The following is a 16,582-nucleotide window of genomic DNA, read 5'->3' on the forward strand; positions in this document are numbered from 1 at the left end:
AACTTTCCTCTTCATTATCACGTTTACGTCTATCTTCTCTTAAACATCAGACAATCCCTTTAATTTTTCATTTCTCTTATATCTGAGGCTCTTCATATAAAGACTATTTAATATATCATTAGCAAGTACATTTTGCATCCCCACTTCTAACATTGGTCTTTCTATCTCTTTACTTTCGTTCATTACCCTTCCACGTCGTTCTATTTGAAGCTTACTTTCAAGCATTGGTAAAGCAATTAAATTCTCATATTCTTCTATTGTAATCAATTCGGTTGGTATTGCTAGACCACGACCCTTAGATGCTTTAGTTCTATAAATGTAAATATTATACAACTGTAGTAAAGCACTATTTTTTGAATTAAGTATTCCTACGGGTAAAAAATGAACTTCAATTTGATCCTCTTTAAATGTAAATCTATAACGAATCTTGGTATTTAAATGGTGATAATCGATAAAATTAGGTTCGGATTCAATCATTTCCAAAAAAGGCAACAATAAATTGTATTTAATTACACTTTGATCTTCAGAATTATCAAGTTCACAGATGTAGTCAAAAGTTGTTTGAATCATTCTATAATTGTATATTGTTTTTTTATGTGATTTGTTTCTCTCATCAATGAAAGCATACTTTTCCAAAAACTTTTTCTGAGTCTTTTCATCACTCTTATATACATGATATGCTGAGAAAAATTCTTGGAAAATATTATGAACAAAATAGTATTTTTCACCTTCTTTATACAAAATGCATAGGCACACTCTAAAGTCATTAATTAGGTCCTCACTACTTATATTTAATCTTTTAAGCCATGGATATTTCTTAATGATTATATCGAGTTTTTCTTTGATATACTCTTCACTAAAGTCATCTTGAGAAGCATTTGTATCAAAATAAGTTAAAAAGATGAAAGCTGAAAAAACTTTCATCTTTTGATACTTAGATAAATCTTTGCTACGAAAATCTCTAGTATAAGCGATTTTTCTACCGTCATGCCTTTCAAACAATTCTTCAAATGCTTTTATTAAAAAAGCACTTTTCTCCTTTGGAAAGTTAGAGTTTTCTCTAAATAATGACAGCATCAACAGCAATAATGTTGGATTTGAAGCTATACTTTTGTAATCATCATACAGACCCTCTGATAGGCTTTTAATAAATTCTTGCTTAATTTCTTCATCATATTTAGTTTTGCCTATCATCTCTATAGATTCTTGCTTAGTAAGGCCATCTGTTCTCAACTCATATAGTTTAATAAAATTATCTAGATATCCAGCGGGCATAAATCTACTTGAATTTACCACATTATTTTTGTCATACTTTGTTAAAAAGTCTTCAAATTCCTGCAAAAAGATTTGGGATTTATCAGATGAAATCTCGTCGTATGCATCAAAAAGAAACAAAAATCTCCCTTTGTTCAACATATATTCAAATATTTCTTTATGTAATTCAAATCCGCTTACATTCATTTCATTATAAATAAAATTAATAATACTTCTTCTCTTAACCTCCTCATGATTATATTTTCTAAGTTCGATATATATAGGAATTTTATTTTTACTTTTCTTCTCATCCATAAGAATTGATAGCATGGTGTGCTTTAACAATGTAGATTTTCCAATACCGCCATGTCCAGTGATCCAAACATATTTCTTGTTGTTAATAAAAGGTAGAAAATTATTAGGTTCGATTACTTTGTCTGAAATACTTCTGCTTCTCTGAAGTTTTCATGCAAAGAAGTTGGTTGAAATATCTCAGTCAAGTTTTGCGTTCTATCATTCAAAATTGTTCTAACCTTATTAAGATTAGTTATGGATTTTTCAAAATAATTCCCGAAATTTTTATTATAATTTGATTCAAATTGTTTCCATTTCTCAATCATACCGTTTATAGCAATATCATTCAATTCTTTTAAATTATGCTCTAATAGCTTAGTGCCAATTAACATCCCAAAACCATACAATCCTCTCCTTTTCATGTTTATAGCGGAATACTTAGTTTCCATTATTTTATTATAATAACTTTAGTATGAAATACCCTCCAAAATATCCTTCGTGAAATTGAAATTATCCCTTCACAAGTTAAAGTAAAAAACAGTTGCAGTATGTTTTATAGTTCTCGTCATTTGCGACCACCATGAAATAACTACGGTTATCTAAACAGCGGTGCCGTATGATTAACTTGATTGTCCAATTCTTTCAATCTTATCGAATACTACCAACTACAGTATACATAAGAACTTCTCATATTCTTCTATAATCGATTTTTAGCCTTTCTTATATGAATTTGATCTTATGGAGTCATTCTTAATTAATATTCTCTATAAAAGTCATTTACTTACTTTCTTATTCAATAATTATAACATAAATAACCATATTAGATGGGTAGATTGTATACGAAGTTTAAATTTTCTATTGTTTTCATTGCTTTGTTACATAAATATACAATGGAATTTTTCAAAAAAAGACTAACAATTCGTATGCTTTACATTGTTGCTCTTTCCCAAATTTAAATTTTATTGTTTTCACTGATTTTTAATTAATTAAACAACCTTAAATGAACAATTCAACTGCCTGATTCCACTACATTCTTGTTTGCTCAGTTGAGATATACCTAAATTAAACAATTGAGATTAATTGAAATGAAAAGACATATGAGGATAAACGGCTGGCTCATTTTTATTACAAAAATCTAGTAATGAGCATTAGGAATTACTTCTCTTCAGATGCCTCGACAACTTTTTCAGCAGTTTTATCTGTGTCCTTAGGGCAATTGTCTACTGCTCTTAGCTCTGTGACGACTTCATTCAGTAACCTTACTGCTTGTTGCAATTTGCCGATTGCTTCTTCAGCATAATCAATTGGGTCAGGTAAGTTTTCGTAAGCTGCGAAGGAATCATCGGCAATTAAACCAATATCTAAGCTGTCGTCTTTCTTGCGGATGTCTTCACGGCTAAAGACAGTGAAGCGCTCGTCTTTCAATTTTGTTCTGTCTTCTGTTTCATATGCTTGGATAAACGGCTCAAAGTGCTTGGCTGTTAATGGATTCCGTTTTCCGAAGTTTTCCATGTTTGTTCGTAAGTCATAGACCCAGACTTCTTTTGTATTGTCTTTTTCTGTTTTTTCACGTGTGAAGAAAAGTACGTTTGTTTTCACGCCCTGCGCGTAGAAAATCCCTGTTGGTAAACGCAAAATCGTATGTAAGTTACACTTGTCCATTAGGTCTGCTCGGATTTTCGTTCCGATACCACCTTCAAATAAGACGTTATCTGGTAAGACGACAGCTGCACGAGCATTTCCGTCTGGCTTTAATGCACGATAAATATGCTGCAAGAAGTTCAACTGTTTGTTCGTTGTGGTAAACGTTAAATCATCACGGGTTGGTCGTTCGCCACCTTGTTTTGTACCAAATGGTGGGTTCGTTAAAATCACGTCATAGTTCTTCAAGCTTTTGCCTATTTCAGACAATGTGTCACCTAAGGCAATTTCACCCTGGATATCGTGCAGCATGGCATTCATTAATGCCAAACGATGCGTATCTTTGACGAGTTCCACACCAGTAAATGCTTTCTTTCGTTGAAATTCGGCTTCTTGTTCACCTAAATCGAAGTAATCGTCTGTGTTTTTACGAATATGGCGATCGGCTGCGACCATGAACCCAAATGTTCCTGCAGCTGGGTCATTACAGCGCTCGCCGGCTTGCGGATTAATGAGTTTAACAATTTCGTCTATCAATGCACGCGGTGTGAAGTACTGTCCCGCTCCAGATTTCGTTTCGCTTGCGTTCTTTTCAAGTAATCCTTCATATAAATCGCCTAAACCTTCTTCTTTTGCGCTGTACCAATCAAGTTGTTCAATCGAACGAATAATTTTCTCTAAGTTTTTCGGTTCATCGATGTTTGTTTTCGCATTCGTAAAGATTTGTTGTAGAATCTCGTTTCCTTCGTTTGCTAAGGCAATCAGGAGTTTATGGTAATGTGTTTTCAAATCAAGCCCGTGAAGGTTCGTCAATGAATTCCAGCGATACTCTTCTGGAATAAGTTCTTCCTTATCAGTTTCCTTCATCATTTTCAAAAATAATAAATACGTTAATTCCGTGACGTACTGATGATAAGTAATCCCATCATCTCGTAACACGTTACATAAATTCCATAGCTTCTGTACAATCTGTTGGTTCCCCATATGTTATGCTTGCTCCTTTTTATCATGAAAGTATCGTGCAAAAATTGATTTTTCACACGATATCATCATGATTTCCAATAAAGATAATTGTTTCTTCCGTTCACATAGTTCGTTAAGATATCCCTATTATAACCAAATAAAAGAAAGTGTGAAATGATAATCAAGAAATTGCAGTGACTGTGCGAAGCGACCTTCTACATTTTTTAGAAGATCGAACTACCAGATTTTAGAATTTAATAAAGAGAATATTGTTTTTCATAAAAGGGATAATAACATTACCTGAGGAGGTGTTACTATGAATAGAAATGATACTCGCAACAACAATAGGAATAATAACCAAACAAATGATAAAAACGACAATGAATTAGATATTAATGATGTAAATGAAGATTTTGCGGAAGAAAATGATGCGCAAGATTTAAACGATCGAAATAACAATCGTGACAATTGTTAACACAAGTAGCAATCAGATTTTTGAGAAAACAGCATCTTTTTGTTAGTTTATTTCTATAAGTAATCGACTACATCTTGAGTTATTGAAAAATTTAAAAGGACCTCTATGTTTAAATTGAGGTCCTTTTTGGCTTTGGTCACTTAACAGGTTTTCTTCGTTTATGTAATTATTCCCCATAGATAGTCCCACTTCCCTCTATCTTATTCACTATATGAGCTCGTTCTTCATTTAATTTTGCATACATTTTTAATACTTTTAATTTATAGTGGGCTTTTTCCTCGTCATTTTTACAGTAAATCACTTCACCAGTAGAAACGATTTGTGCTTGAAAAACCGTACTCGCTTTTTTCAATTGAGCTTACTAGCAACCTTCTGAGCAATCATGAATAATTCGTAACTGTCTAATGATGATTGATTACTATAAAAAGCAATGTCTATATCACTCTTTGCGTGAGTATTGCCATTGATTGTGGAACCAAACAAATAAATTAAAAATGGAGACAAATGTTCTATTAGTTCATTTACTATGATTAGCTCGAAATTTTTGATCACAGTCTAATAACCTCCATTTTTCTTTCATTATAACAAAATTCAGTGCATATGCAGTCAACCAGGCGACATTTCAATCAACGATTGCTTGTTTGAAGAAAGGCTTCGGTTTTTTGTTAGAACCTTTCAAGATAAAATGTGTAGCAAAATAGAAAATTAAAAAATTCACTAATATATTCCAAATATCAAAAGAAATACTCGCTCCATTTAAAAGTTTCGGAAGGAGAAACGTTGTTCCAGTTTCACTATTGACAGTTAAAAATTCAAATGGAAAACCATAGGAATAACTATATTTATTTGTGTGTAAATTTACAGGAGTTAAATCTGGAATTAACAATGATAAGAGAACAATTAAGCTAACGGAAAACCAGATAATTGACTTATTATATCCCTTTCCCCATCCTCTATTTCTATATAGAGCAAACATTAAGAGAAATACACCAAATACTGCAGTCCAACTATATTTATCAGCATTGACACCGATACTCAAAAGAATCAAGTGAGTAACTACACCTAAAATTGTCGAAAGTATAAAAAATATAAAAATAAATCGTAGTGATTCTAAAACTATTCTCACTTTTTCTCCTCCTTATTTCCATAGAATAGAAAGAAAACATTTACTTTTAACATAACCTGTTCCGTTGAGGGAGTAATATCCATCTAATTATACCATAAAATAGGAAAATAAAACCCCGCCATTCGAGTATTCCTTTCTCGGATGACAGGGCATTATAATATCGCTTATTTTCTTCTGACTCACTTCAGTCCATATTTGTACGATTATTTCCCCACGTATCTACATACAATAATTCTTCCAACTCTCTTCTTTTCTCCCAATTTGCTGTTTGTAAAATCGGCATATTTGGATAATCATCTGTATAGCCAATGGAAAGTAAAGCAATTGGATCAATATGAGGTGGAATCTCCAATATATTACGAATATCTTGCTTTTTATAAAAGCTAACCCACCCTAAAGCGATCCCTTCAGCACAGGCTGCCAGCCACATATTTTGGATTGCACAAGCCGTGGAAAGACTGTCCGTTTCAGGAATTGAATTTCTCCCTAAGACGTGTGATCCACCTCTTGTCGGATCAGATGTCACACAGATCGTGAGAGGAGATTCTTTTATTCCTTCTATTTTCAATGCTAAAAAATCAGATTCTTTCTCTTCTTCCTCTTCATAGTGAATTGCGAGAGCTCGTCTTTCCTTATTTGCAGCCCAAGCAAGACGTTCTTTTACCTCATCAGAATAAACCAATGTAAAATTCCAAGGTTGCATAAAACCGACAGATGGTGCATGATGGGCCGCAGTAAGAATGTTTTGCAGCGATTCATCTGGAATAGGGTTAGGTAAAAAAGTTCTAATATCTCTTCTTTTGTAAAGGATCTTGTAGAATGCTTCCTTTTCTTCTTCTGTAAACAAAAAATCCCTCCTTTAAAAACGTATTATAGCCATACTGTTTTTTCTTTAAAAGAAGTCCGTTTTTTCTCTTTCATCGTTTCTAATTCCTTTGAATCCGGGTAACCTAAAAAAATCGTCCCTATCATTTTCTTTCCTTCAGGTGATCCAACAAATTGATAGGATCGATTATCATGGACAAGACCAACACCTCTAGTTCTCCATACAAACCCAAGCCCTAATTCTTCTGCAGCTAACCACATCGAATGAATCGCACAGCAAACGGCGTATTCATTATCTATTGTATCAGCTTCATTTGAAGCAATGTCACAAGCTACCATAATAACAGTCGGCGTCTTTTTGACGACTTCTATGGAACTTTCAATTAATTTCGGTTTAGATGGGAAACGTTCCTCTAAATATTCATACGCTACTTGTTCATATCTTTTTTTCGCTTCTCCTTGTATGACAAAGAAGTTCCAAGGTTCACGCATTTTATCATTTGGAGCAAGTGTTGCCGCAATTAAAAGTTGCTCGATTTTTTCGGGTTCAACCTCTCGTTGCTCATAGTTACGAATCGCTCTTCTTGATTCCAATAACTCTAATACAGTCATTCGTCATCTCTCCCTCTATTTTACCTCAAACCAGTCTAGTTTATCTCTTAATTTGACAACGTCGCCAACAATAATCATCGCAGGGTGACTTATTTTAGCTTCCATTACAATCTCTTCAATTGTCGCTAACGTTCCTGTCACTGTTTTCTGATGTGCCGTGGTCCCTTCTTGAATGACGGCAACCAATGTGGTTGACATTTTTCCGTGTGAGATTAACTGACTGCAAATATAGGACAAATTGCGGGTACCCATGTAGATCGCTAATGTGTCACTACCTCTTACAAGTGCTTCCCAGTCAACCAAACTCTTCCCATTATCTGCTCGTTCAGTCCCGGTGATCATCGTAAAAGAAGTGGCATAATCGCGATGTGTCACCGGAATCCCTGCATAGGCTGGGGCTGCAATCCCAGAAGTAATTCCTGGGACAATTTCAAATGGAATGTTTACATCCGCAAGTACTTTAGCTTCTTCCCCGCCTCTTCCAAATACACAAGGGTCACCACCCTTTAATCTCGTAACCATTTTTCCTTCAAGCGCTTTTTCAACAAGCAATCGGTTAATTTCATCCTGTATAACGGTATGATTTCCAGGTACTTTCCCACAATAAATGAACTCGACATCCTCTTTTGCATGTTCCAATAATTTTTTGTTAATTAACCGATCATACAAAATAACATCCGCTTTCTTAATGCACTCAAACCCGTAAACGGTAATTAGTTTCGGATCTCCTGGTCCAGCACCTACTAGATATACTTTTCCATTGCGGCTTTTTGGATTAGTTCCTTCCATTGCTTGTACCCCTTTGACAGTTTAGAATCCAATTTTCAACTATTTCGGGACATGAACCAAAGTGGAAATGAGTATATCCTGCTACTAAGTTCCCTTTCAAATAGCCGTCCTTTTTCATTCCCCTCATCCCTTTTGTTTCATATGCATGAGGAATTTCCAAATCTGCTTCAAAAGTAGAATAATGAAATTCATGCCCTCTCGCAACCTCGTTTTCATTAATAAAGAAATTAGTAGGTTGGCCAGTTATTTCTCTATAACCTAATGCTGCTCTTTTCAACTGCATTTTCACTTTTCCTGGTATAACTCCTACCATTTGATGTATTGTATTCTGAGTCGTTTCAATCGATTCAGTCAAATACATAAATCCACCACATTCCGCTATCGTTGGTAACCCTTTATCGATCGCATTCCTGATTGTTTCTTTCGCCACACCATTATGAGAAAGCTCTTTTGCAAATTCCTCTGGAAATCCACCACCAAGATACAATCCATCTACATTCTCAGGTAATGGTTCATTTGCTAATGGGGAAAAGTAGATGATGGCCGCTCCGTAGGTTTGTAAGATTTCTAGATTTTCAGGATAATAAAAATTGAACGCCGCATCCTTTGCGACAGCAATGGTAACAGATGATTCTTTTTTCTTATCAAACAGGGAAGGAATCATGTTTGTGATGATTGGTTTTGCAGTCGATAACTCAAATAGCTGATCAACGTCAATAGTCTCAAGTACCTTCTCACCTAATGTATCAAAAAAAGAGTCTAGATCTCCTCTTTCTATCGATGGAATTAAACCAAGATGCCTTTCAGGTATCTCTATATCAAGTTCTCGTTTTAAATACCCGACAACGGGAACGTGGCATTCTTGTTCAATAGCTGTCTTAACTATTTTGTAATGCCCTTCACTTCCAACCCGATTGGCGATAACTGCTACAATATTTGTATCTTCACCAAGCGCTTGGAATCCTTTAACAATTGCCGCAGCACTCCTAGCCATGCTTGCACAATTGACGACAAGTACTACTGGACTTTCTATGATCATACTAATGTCAGCTGTACTACCTTCATTAGTTTTTGGATTTTTACCGTCAAAAAATCCCATGACGCCTTCTATAATAGAAATATCAGCTCCTTGGCTGCCGTGTTTGAAAATATCTAACACCGTATCTTTTTTAAGCATCCAGCTATCTAAATTACGAGAAACACGGTTCGTTACAGCGGTATGGTACGTAGGGTCAATATAATCTGGTCCACATTTAAAACCTTGTATCGTTAACCCTCTTTTAATTAATGCTGACATTAATCCAATAGTTAATGTTGTTTTTCCAACACCACTACCAGTTCCAGCGATGACGAGTCTTCTTTCTGTCATCTCCGTTCCCTCCTTACTAATGAATGATTACGGCGACCGAAATCGTTACATTGCCTGATTTTTTCTTCGTTAGTGAAAGAGAATCTGCACCACTGTATAAACGAGCCGCTGGTTCACTAACCCCGTATGCCCCGGTATATTTAAATACCGTATCTGATGGAGCGTCTATCGAGACACGATTTAATTCATCAGCAGAATAACAGATGAATTCCCAATTATTTTTTTGTGAAATGGCAATTAACCCTTCTTCGTCTTTCTTTAAGTCAATCGAGCAAATTGCCTTGACGCTTTTAACGGAATATTGTAATTCACTTAATGTTTCTTGAATGACTTGATCAATCTCTTCCATTGACGTTCCTCGATTGCAACCGATTCCTAGCACAATTACTTTCGGACGATACATGACGCCATTCTGGAGGATTGCTTGCTCCGACTCTTGCAAGTTCCTATGTGTCACGACAAGTGCTGCATTTGGCTTTGCTTCTAATGCATCATCAATCGTTGGATACACTTTGATTGTATCCGGAAGAGGGCGATCATAAGTCCACCATTCTTTTTCACCTGATTCTTGAATAATCGCAACTTGTTCTTCATTGACAACTGCAGCACTGACAGGTGTTAATTTCTCCGCCGATTCCCAGACCCAACCAAACCTACTGCCAAAAAGATCAACTGGAATTGTTTTTTGCACATCAGATGCTGTCGTAATAACTGATCTTGCACCGAGTAGTTCAGCAATTTCTCTCGTTAATTCATTTGCACCACCTAGATGTCCGGAAAGGACACTAATGACGTTCTCCCCTTTATCATCAATGACGACGATACCTGGATCGGTCTTTTTGTCTTTTAGAAGCGGAGCAACCATTCTCACAACTGCGCCTAATGAAACGATCATGATAATGCCTTTATAAGACTTAAAAAGTGATGGCAAAAGAAGTCGTACATTTCCTTCAAATAAGGAAATGTCACGTCCATCTTCATCCCCTCTTTCAAATTTACTCATGTAAAACAAATCAGCCTGGGGAAATTTCGCATGGAAGTTCCGGGCAAGTTCTACGCCATGCTTTGTGATAGCAACGATGACATAAGTTCCTTTAGGTTCAATCTTTACTTGTTTTCCTTCTGCTAGAATGAGTGTCATTCCTTCACTCCTTTCCGATAACCATGAGTAAACTCTTTATCATATAGTTTCGACTTAAAATCTTTATCTTGAATATTTTTATCTAAAGCCCATCCTGCTAGGATCATCGCTTGTTTTCTTATTCCGTTTATACGCATATCCTCATCTAGATTTTCTAGTGTCGACCTTACTATTTTTTGATCTGGCCATGTTGCTTTATAGACTACTCCAACTGGAGTATCCTTGCTCCACCCTGCAGCCAAAAACTCTTTAACTATTTTTTTCGTTAACGTAGCACTTAAAAATAACGCAACTGTACAATGGTGTTTTGCCAAGTCTCTTAACTTCTCAGCTTCTGGTACAGGTGTTCGTCCTTCCGCGCGAGTTAAGATCACCGTTTGTGTCAATTCAGGAATCGTAAGTTCAGCACCTAGTGCTGCAGCTGACGCAAAAACAGAGCTGACACCTGGAATAATTTCAACTTGAACGTCTTTCTTATTGAGTAAAGCTATTTGTTCCATAATCGCGCCATATACGGCTGGATCTCCAGTATGTACACGTACGACGTCTTTCCCTTCATACACACGTTCAACCATCAGTTGAACCATTTCTTCAAGATGCATCCCAGCGGTCTTAATTATTTCTGCTTCAGGGTTGGCTTGATCAATTAATTCATCACTTACTAAGGAATCTGCATAAAGGACCACCTCTGCTTCTTGAAGCAATTTCAAACCTTTAACTGTAATCAAACCTGGATCTCCAGGACCTGCACCTATAATTGTTATTTTCATTACTTTCTCACCACCATTAATGTTAAGTATTCTAATTCCGCTCTATCCAACTCATGAATATCCCAAATCACTTCCTCATCAGAGGTCACCTTCGTTACAACGGAAGCTTTCTCTAATAAATCTAGTTCACGTAAAATTTCAAGCATGACATCCATTACTTTTGCAACTTTAATAAAGATGACACAATCGTTTTCGACGATTGCCTTTTTCATAGCTTCATAGTCATCTCTTGCAGGAATAATCGCAACGTGATCATCACCTTCTGCTAAGGCAATACCGAGTCTAGAAGCAGCTCCGTTAATCGATGAAATCCCAGGTACCGTTTTGATTGTCACTTCTGGATACCGCTGTTTTACAAGATTCATCATATGGATAAACGTACTGTATAAAAGCGGATCACCTTCTGTGACGAATGCAACGTCTTTCCCTATTTTAAGATGTTGCCAAATTTCCTCCACTGTATTAGACCACTCTCGCTCTAATATAATTGGATCTTTTGTCATTGGAAAAATAAGTCCCAACATTTCTTTTTCACCAGGGGTTATGTAGACATCGATAATACGATGAGCGTAGCTTTTGCTTCCTTTTCTTTTTTTGGGGTAGGCGATAACATCTGCTTCTTTCAGTTTCCGAAAAGCTTTAATGGTGATTAATTCTGGATCACCGGGTCCAACTCCTAAACCGTATAATGTTCCAGTCATCATAATTCCCCTTTCTTATGTTGGGCTGTAATAATATAAATTGGATTTAACGCATCAAAGCGTGTCAAGTTTAAAATCGGTTTACTTCTTGAAATTTGAGCAAGTGTAATCGTTGTTTCAAAACCTCTGCTCTTAAATCCATCAACCGCTTTCATTAAGTTCTCAATTGTCACGGCATTTAAAACGATTCTCCCTTCTTTTTTTAACCGAGAGCAACAAGTGTTTAGAATGTCTTCCATACTCCCAGCAGTTCCACCTATAAAAATCGCATCTGGGTCTGGAAATGTCCCTAGGTGATCCGGTGCTTTACCTTGAATTACAGTAAAATCTGTTCGGAATTTCACTTGGTTTAATCGGCAATTTTCTAAATCGTATTCATTTTTTTCAATCGCATACACTCGGCCATATTTCGCAATCAAACTGGCTTCAATTGCAACAGAACCTGTACATGTGCCAATATCCCAAACTGTACTACTTTCATGAAGATTTAAAGCCATGATGCTTAGCGTCCTAATTTCTTTTTTCGTCAGTAATCCTTTTTCTGGTTTTCTTTGGTGAAATTCTTCATCATCTATTCCCATTGGCCACGCTTTCACATCTTCTGTCTTTTGCAGAATGACAACATTTAGTGTAGAAAATTCTTTTGTTTCCATTTCGTCGAGACTATAAAACGCGCAGTGTTCTTTTTCGCCACCTAGGTTTTCTGCAACAAATCCGCGGTACTCAGTCATTCCAAAAGATCGTAAATACTTTGCAATTGCAGATGGGTTATTCTCCTCATCCGTTAAGAGGGCTATTTTTTCACGCCCATTTATTCGTTGCGCTAAGCCATTTATGCTTCTGCCATGCACACTCGTCACGTAAGCATCATCCCAACGTTCATTCATTCGAGCAAAAGCAAGTTGGATCGAGCTTAAATATGGATACACATCTACATCTAGTTTTTTGGCTAAATAACTTCCGATTCCATAATACAAAGGATCACCAGATGCTAATACAACGATTTTTCTCGTTTCTTTGCTTAAAAGGGTAACAAGCTCTGCCAGTCCTCCTTTTAAGACCTTTTTCTCACCAGTGTAATCTGGGAAGAAAGCTAATTGTCTTTCTCCCCCTACTAATATTTCACTTTCGTCTATCCATTGTTGATAAATTGAAAGAAGGCTTTGTTTGCCTTCATCACCTATTCCTATTACCTTTATTTTCTCAGTCATCTTTACCTGCCTTTCCTAAAAGCGCACCCTTTAATGTGTAGAGACTTGTTTCAATCGAGATTCCACCTTTTATCTCTTTTAGACTAGCTGTGCAACAATAGTTACAAAGAATAGTGAAGAATTCATCATACCCATGTTCCACCATCAGATCCCCTACTTGTGATGCGGTGTTCGCACCGATGATTTGATCAAGCAGTTCTTGATTCGTTACCCCAGCATCACGCGCAACATCTGCCAAGAAGTTAAAATCAACCGATGCGCTCTTTGAATGAACCATCATTACTCCTTGTGCAACTTTGGAGAATTTCCCCATCATTCCAACTAAAGAAACTTTCTCTATTCCTTGTTTCTTACACTGCTTTAAAGTAAACCCAACAAAATCACCCATCTCAATAAATGCTTCTTCTGACAAATCAGGGTATTGTTGCATTCCGTATTTTTCACTTCGTCCGCCTGTTGTAATGACGACTTGGTCGCAATTACTTGCTCTTGCAACACTTATCGCTTGAACAATACTAGCCATATATGCCGAACTAGAAAAGGGAATCACCGTTCCTCTTGTGCCAAGAATTGAGATCCCACCAATGATACCAAGTCGCTTATTCAGTGTTTTTTCTGCGATTTTTTCACCTTCTGGGACAGAAATGATGATGTTAATTCCTTTTTCAATACCATATGATTGCAGCACTTCAGCAGCTGTCTCACAAATCATTTTATGCGGGACTGGATTTATTGCTGCTTCTCCTACAGATACAGGAAGCCCTGGTTTTGTCACACGTCCAACACCGACACCACCATCAAGATAAATTCCAGATTTATCGGACCAACTAACCTTCGCTTTTATTAAAGCGTGATGAGTGGCATCTGGATCATCACCAGCATCTTTTATCGTTGCGGCTTCTGCAAAAGAAGGCTGAATGATACAATCATCCATTACAAACGTGGCAAATTTCCCAACTGGTAAATAGATTGTCGAATCCAATTGCTCTTCCTTTGTAATCAATGCTACTAGTGCTGCTTTCGTTGTTGCAGTAGCACATGCACCTGTTGTAAAACCCGTTCGCATCTCCTTGTTCTCTCTTTTTTTTGCTTTCGATTCCATCTTCTATTCCTTATCAGCTAAAAGTGATATTGCATTTAATGCTGCAACTGTTACAGTACTCCCGCCTTTTCTACCAACGTTGGTAATAAACGGAACATCTAACTTTGCTAACTCTTCCTTTGATTCAGGCGCAGATACAAATCCAACTGGGAGTCCAACGACCAAACTAGGTTTTGCATATCCTTCTTTAATCAATCTTATTAACTCAAGTAAAGCGGTAGGTGCATTACCAATTGCAAATATTCCACCGTCAAATTGTTCGACTGCTTTTCTCACTGAAACAATTGCTCTCGTCGTATTTAACCTTTTTGCTTCTTCCATTACATCAAGATCTGAGATAAAAACATTTACGCTTCCCCCATATTTCTCAATTCTTCCTTTACTTATACCGCTAGAAACCATTTGAACATCAGCATAGATTCGTTCCCCTTTTCGAACCGCGTTGATCCCTTTTTGAATGGCATCATCATGAAAAAGGACACTATGGCCTAATTCAAAATCAGCGGAAGCATGCACAATTCGTTGAACTACTTTATATTGTTGTTCAGTAAATTGATGTTCACCAAACTCTTCATCAATCATGGTGAAACTCTTTCCCTCAATTTCCTGTGGTTGTATCGTTAAAGGCTTAAATTCTGTACGAAAATCCATTATATCGTCCTCCATTATTAGTTTTTTATAACGTCATTTATGTGTGTGAGAACATCTGCAAAATTAGAATATACATTTCCATAATTAATCTTAGGTCTCTTAATCATGATCGCCTCAATACCAAGTTCGATTGCTGCTTCTAATTTTTCATCAACAGATCCGGCTTTCCCACTTTCCTTTGTAATCATCGTCGTAACATCATATTGCTTGTAAAGTGCCCGATTAAACTCTTTTGTAAATGGTCCTTGTATAGCTATAATATCTTTTTGCGGCAACCCTAACTGATCACATTTTTCCATATTATCCTTTCTTGGAAGCATACGTGCAACAACACGTATATTAGGCTGATTCAGTAGTTTATTAGTAAACGTTTGTAAGGTTTTGCTTCCCGTAGTCAACATAATAACGCCTTTTTTCATAAATGCTTTATCGGCTGCTTCTTCATAGGTATCAACCATTGTTATTCCTTTATCTTCATGGGTTTGCGACTCTCGTTCGTACCGAATGTATGGGATGCCTGCTTCTTTTGCACCTAAAAGAGCATTTTTACTAGCTTCTTCTGCAAATGGATGACTAGCATCAACAACCGCTTGAACACTTTTTTCTTTTATCATCATCGCAAATCCTTCACTTGTTAAGCGTCCAACATAGACATCTAAGTCAGCCTTTCTCATTTCTATCGCTGCATTGTCAGTAACAACAGTTGTTAGCAAATTGTGCCCAGCTTCATTTACAACAATAGCCAGCTCTCTAGCATCACTTGTTCCAGCTACAAAGAGGATCATAGTTTTTGAACCTGCGCGTGGTCATGGCTGTGATCATGGTCGTGGTCGTGATGATGATGATCAATGTGTTCCATTGCTGCAATTCGATATTGGCAAGTATCACAATTCATTCTCACACTTCCGTACAATGCTTCATCAATTCTGTCTTTAATAACCGTCTTTAACCTTGAATGGAATCCAAAATATCCAGCAAGCTTGAATTCAATTCCTGGATAATCTCGTTCAAAATCGACTATCATTGCTTCAAGACGTTTCATTAGAATACCCGTAAATAAGAAATACGGAAGAATGACAATTTTTTTCGCTTCTAATTTAATACACCGTTCAACACCCTCCTTTATGAGCGGGGCTGTTACCCCCATAAAAGCTGGTTCCACTAACTTGTAATCTAGTTTTTCCCACAATAATCGAGAAATTTTATAAAAATCACTATTTGCATCCGGGTCACTCCCCCCGCGCCCTAACAAAAGCACAGCTGCACGAGAATCTTCTTCGTTGATGTTCTCACCAACCTCTTCAATACGGCTCTTACAAATTTCAATCGTTTCTTCATGAATCCCAAAAGGTCTTCCATACGTAAATCGAACGTTAGGATACTTTTCTTTTGCTTCATCAATTGATGCTGGAATATGAATTTTCGAGTGTCCAGCTGCAAGCAACATAAGTGGAATGACATAAATGCTTGTTGCACCCTTTTTCACACATGCTTCGATACCTTGGTTTATGTTTGGTTTCTCGAACTCCAAAAAACAGGTTTCAATAAGAAGACTTTGATCTAATTGTGATTTGAGTTGTGTGATGATTTGTCTTACTTCCTCGTTCCCTTCTGGATCTCTACTTCCATGTCCGACAAGTAATACTGCTCTCATTTTA

Annotated in this window: 19 protein-coding genes; 1 reads left to right on the forward strand and 18 read right to left on the reverse strand. The window is 36.6% G+C overall.

Features of this window, described 5'->3' with window-relative positions; all coding sequences use genetic code 11:
* Positions 1-39: 39 nt before the first annotated feature.
* The 3 genes from ACM26V_RS07615 to ACM26V_RS07625 all read right to left on the reverse strand — a co-directional run bounded on the left by ACM26V_RS07615 (position 40) and on the right by ACM26V_RS07625 (position 4,173).
* Complete coding sequence (locus ACM26V_RS07615) at positions 40-1,584, reverse strand: NACHT domain-containing protein (RefSeq protein WP_416150824.1); 1,545 nt, start codon at positions 1,582-1,584, stop codon at positions 40-42.
* A 98-nt stretch (positions 1,585-1,682) separates the two neighbouring features.
* The gene (locus ACM26V_RS07620; RefSeq protein ID WP_416150825.1) at positions 1,683-1,997 is read right to left on the reverse strand and encodes a hypothetical protein; all 315 of its coding nucleotides are present in this window, start codon (positions 1,995-1,997) and stop codon (positions 1,683-1,685) included.
* 706 nt (positions 1,998-2,703) lie between these two features.
* The gene (locus ACM26V_RS07625) at positions 2,704-4,173 is read right to left on the reverse strand and encodes an N-6 DNA methylase (protein ID WP_416150826.1); all 1,470 of its coding nucleotides are present in this window, start codon (positions 4,171-4,173) and stop codon (positions 2,704-2,706) included.
* A 295-nt stretch (positions 4,174-4,468) separates the two neighbouring features.
* Here ACM26V_RS07625 and ACM26V_RS07630 point away from each other — a divergent pair, with 295 nt between their 5' ends.
* Positions 4,469-4,627: a hypothetical protein gene (locus ACM26V_RS07630; RefSeq protein ID WP_416150827.1), complete on the forward strand. Its 159-nt coding sequence runs from the start codon at positions 4,469-4,471 to the stop codon at positions 4,625-4,627.
* A gap of 166 nt (positions 4,628-4,793) precedes the next feature.
* Here the strand turns inward: ACM26V_RS07630 and ACM26V_RS07635 are convergent, their stop codons facing one another.
* The 15 genes from ACM26V_RS07635 to ACM26V_RS07705 form a co-directional block, all read right to left on the reverse strand.
* Positions 4,794-4,979: a hypothetical protein gene (locus ACM26V_RS07635; protein ID WP_416150828.1), complete on the reverse strand. Its 186-nt coding sequence runs from the start codon at positions 4,977-4,979 to the stop codon at positions 4,794-4,796.
* Entirely contained in the window at positions 4,976-5,179 is a 204-nt protein-coding gene (locus tag ACM26V_RS07640; protein WP_416150829.1) for a nucleotidyltransferase domain-containing protein, read from the reverse strand. Before ACM26V_RS07640 ends, ACM26V_RS07635 begins: the two co-directional genes overlap by 4 nt.
* Before the next feature lie 70 nt (positions 5,180-5,249).
* Positions 5,250-5,753: a hypothetical protein gene (locus tag ACM26V_RS07645; RefSeq protein WP_416150830.1), complete on the reverse strand. Its 504-nt coding sequence runs from the start codon at positions 5,751-5,753 to the stop codon at positions 5,250-5,252.
* A 184-nt stretch (positions 5,754-5,937) separates the two neighbouring features.
* Positions 5,938-6,600: a 5,6-dimethylbenzimidazole synthase gene (bluB, locus tag ACM26V_RS07650; protein ID WP_416150831.1), complete on the reverse strand. Its 663-nt coding sequence runs from the start codon at positions 6,598-6,600 to the stop codon at positions 5,938-5,940.
* 23 nt (positions 6,601-6,623) lie between these two features.
* Positions 6,624-7,190, reverse strand: a complete 567-nt coding sequence (locus ACM26V_RS07655; protein ID WP_416150832.1) for a nitroreductase — start codon at positions 7,188-7,190, stop codon at positions 6,624-6,626.
* 15 nt (positions 7,191-7,205) lie between these two features.
* Positions 7,206-7,979 (reverse strand): uroporphyrinogen-III C-methyltransferase, encoded by a 774-nt coding sequence (cobA, locus tag ACM26V_RS07660; RefSeq protein ID WP_416150833.1) that lies wholly within the window; start codon positions 7,977-7,979, stop codon positions 7,206-7,208.
* Positions 7,966-9,348, reverse strand: coding sequence for a cobyrinate a,c-diamide synthase (locus ACM26V_RS07665; protein WP_416150834.1), 1,383 nt, complete (start codon positions 9,346-9,348; stop codon positions 7,966-7,968). Before ACM26V_RS07665 ends, cobA begins: the two co-directional genes overlap by 14 nt.
* Before the next feature lie 16 nt (positions 9,349-9,364).
* Positions 9,365-10,489, reverse strand: coding sequence for a cobalt-precorrin 5A hydrolase (locus ACM26V_RS07670; protein ID WP_416150835.1), 1,125 nt, complete (start codon positions 10,487-10,489; stop codon positions 9,365-9,367).
* Positions 10,486-11,259, reverse strand: coding sequence for a precorrin-4 C(11)-methyltransferase (gene cobM, locus ACM26V_RS07675; RefSeq protein ID WP_416150837.1), 774 nt, complete (start codon positions 11,257-11,259; stop codon positions 10,486-10,488). Before cobM ends, ACM26V_RS07670 begins: the two co-directional genes overlap by 4 nt.
* Positions 11,259-11,960 carry a precorrin-2 C(20)-methyltransferase gene (cobI, locus tag ACM26V_RS07680; RefSeq protein WP_416151818.1) on the reverse strand — a complete coding sequence of 234 codons (702 nt, stop codon included), beginning with the start codon at positions 11,958-11,960 and terminating at the stop codon, positions 11,259-11,261. Before cobI ends, cobM begins: the two co-directional genes overlap by 1 nt.
* A complete protein-coding gene (gene cbiE / locus ACM26V_RS07685) occupies positions 11,960-13,171 on the reverse strand; it encodes a precorrin-6y C5,15-methyltransferase (decarboxylating) subunit CbiE (protein WP_416150838.1) in 1,212 nt (403 codons plus the stop codon). Before cbiE ends, cobI begins: the two co-directional genes overlap by 1 nt.
* On the reverse strand, positions 13,164-14,273 hold the full coding sequence (locus ACM26V_RS07690; RefSeq protein ID WP_416150839.1) for a cobalt-precorrin-5B (C(1))-methyltransferase: 1,110 nt from the start codon (positions 14,271-14,273) through the stop codon (positions 13,164-13,166). The genes cbiE and ACM26V_RS07690 overlap by 8 nt, the downstream gene beginning before the upstream one ends.
* 3 nt (positions 14,274-14,276) lie before the next feature.
* Entirely contained in the window at positions 14,277-14,924 is a 648-nt protein-coding gene (locus ACM26V_RS07695) for a precorrin-8X methylmutase (protein ID WP_416150840.1), read from the reverse strand.
* Between the two features lie 17 nt (positions 14,925-14,941).
* Positions 14,942-15,709, reverse strand: a complete 768-nt coding sequence (gene cobK, locus ACM26V_RS07700; protein WP_416150841.1) for a precorrin-6A reductase — start codon at positions 15,707-15,709, stop codon at positions 14,942-14,944.
* Complete coding sequence (locus ACM26V_RS07705; protein WP_416150842.1) at positions 15,706-16,578, reverse strand: sirohydrochlorin chelatase; 873 nt, start codon at positions 16,576-16,578, stop codon at positions 15,706-15,708. The genes cobK and ACM26V_RS07705 overlap by 4 nt, the downstream gene beginning before the upstream one ends.
* Between the last annotated feature and the right edge of the window lie 4 nt (positions 16,579-16,582).

The sequence above is a fragment of the Salipaludibacillus sp. HK11 genome (assembly GCF_047795645.1).
Taxonomy (GTDB): domain Bacteria; phylum Bacillota; class Bacilli; order Bacillales; family Salisediminibacteriaceae; genus Salipaludibacillus.

Excerpts from the sequence above, each read along its gene's own strand:
- ACM26V_RS07620 (WP_416150825.1), bottom strand. The coding sequence starts at position 1,997 with ATGGAAACTAAGTATTCCGCTATAAACATGAAAAGGAGAGGATTGTAT.
- ACM26V_RS07665 (WP_416150834.1), bottom strand. The coding sequence starts at position 9,348 with ATGACAGAAAGAAGACTCGTCATCGCTGGAACTGGTAGTGGTGTTGGA.
- ACM26V_RS07615 (WP_416150824.1), bottom strand. The coding sequence starts at position 1,584 with ATGCTATCAATTCTTATGGATGAGAAGAAAAGTAAAAATAAAATTCCT.
- ACM26V_RS07705 (WP_416150842.1), bottom strand. The coding sequence starts at position 16,578 with ATGAGAGCAGTATTACTTGTCGGACATGGAAGTAGAGATCCAGAAGGG.
- cobA (WP_416150833.1), bottom strand. The coding sequence starts at position 7,979 with ATGGAAGGAACTAATCCAAAAAGCCGCAATGGAAAAGTATATCTAGTA.
- ACM26V_RS07655 (WP_416150832.1), bottom strand. The coding sequence starts at position 7,190 with ATGACTGTATTAGAGTTATTGGAATCAAGAAGAGCGATTCGTAACTAT.
- cobK (WP_416150841.1), bottom strand. The coding sequence starts at position 15,709 with ATGATCCTCTTTGTAGCTGGAACAAGTGATGCTAGAGAGCTGGCTATT.
- cobM (WP_416150837.1), bottom strand. The coding sequence starts at position 11,259 with ATGAAAATAACAATTATAGGTGCAGGTCCTGGAGATCCAGGTTTGATT.
- ACM26V_RS07670 (WP_416150835.1), bottom strand. The coding sequence starts at position 10,489 with ATGACACTCATTCTAGCAGAAGGAAAACAAGTAAAGATTGAACCTAAA.
- ACM26V_RS07625 (WP_416150826.1), bottom strand. The coding sequence starts at position 4,173 with ATGGGGAACCAACAGATTGTACAGAAGCTATGGAATTTATGTAACGTG.
- cbiE (WP_416150838.1), bottom strand. The coding sequence starts at position 13,171 with ATGACTGAGAAAATAAAGGTAATAGGAATAGGTGATGAAGGCAAACAA.
- ACM26V_RS07695 (WP_416150840.1), bottom strand. The coding sequence starts at position 14,924 with ATGGATTTTCGTACAGAATTTAAGCCTTTAACGATACAACCACAGGAA.
- ACM26V_RS07690 (WP_416150839.1), bottom strand. The coding sequence starts at position 14,273 with ATGGAATCGAAAGCAAAAAAAAGAGAGAACAAGGAGATGCGAACGGGT.
- cobI (WP_416151818.1), bottom strand. The coding sequence starts at position 11,960 with ATGACTGGAACATTATACGGTTTAGGAGTTGGACCCGGTGATCCAGAA.
- ACM26V_RS07630 (WP_416150827.1), top strand. The coding sequence starts at position 4,469 with ATGAATAGAAATGATACTCGCAACAACAATAGGAATAATAACCAAACA.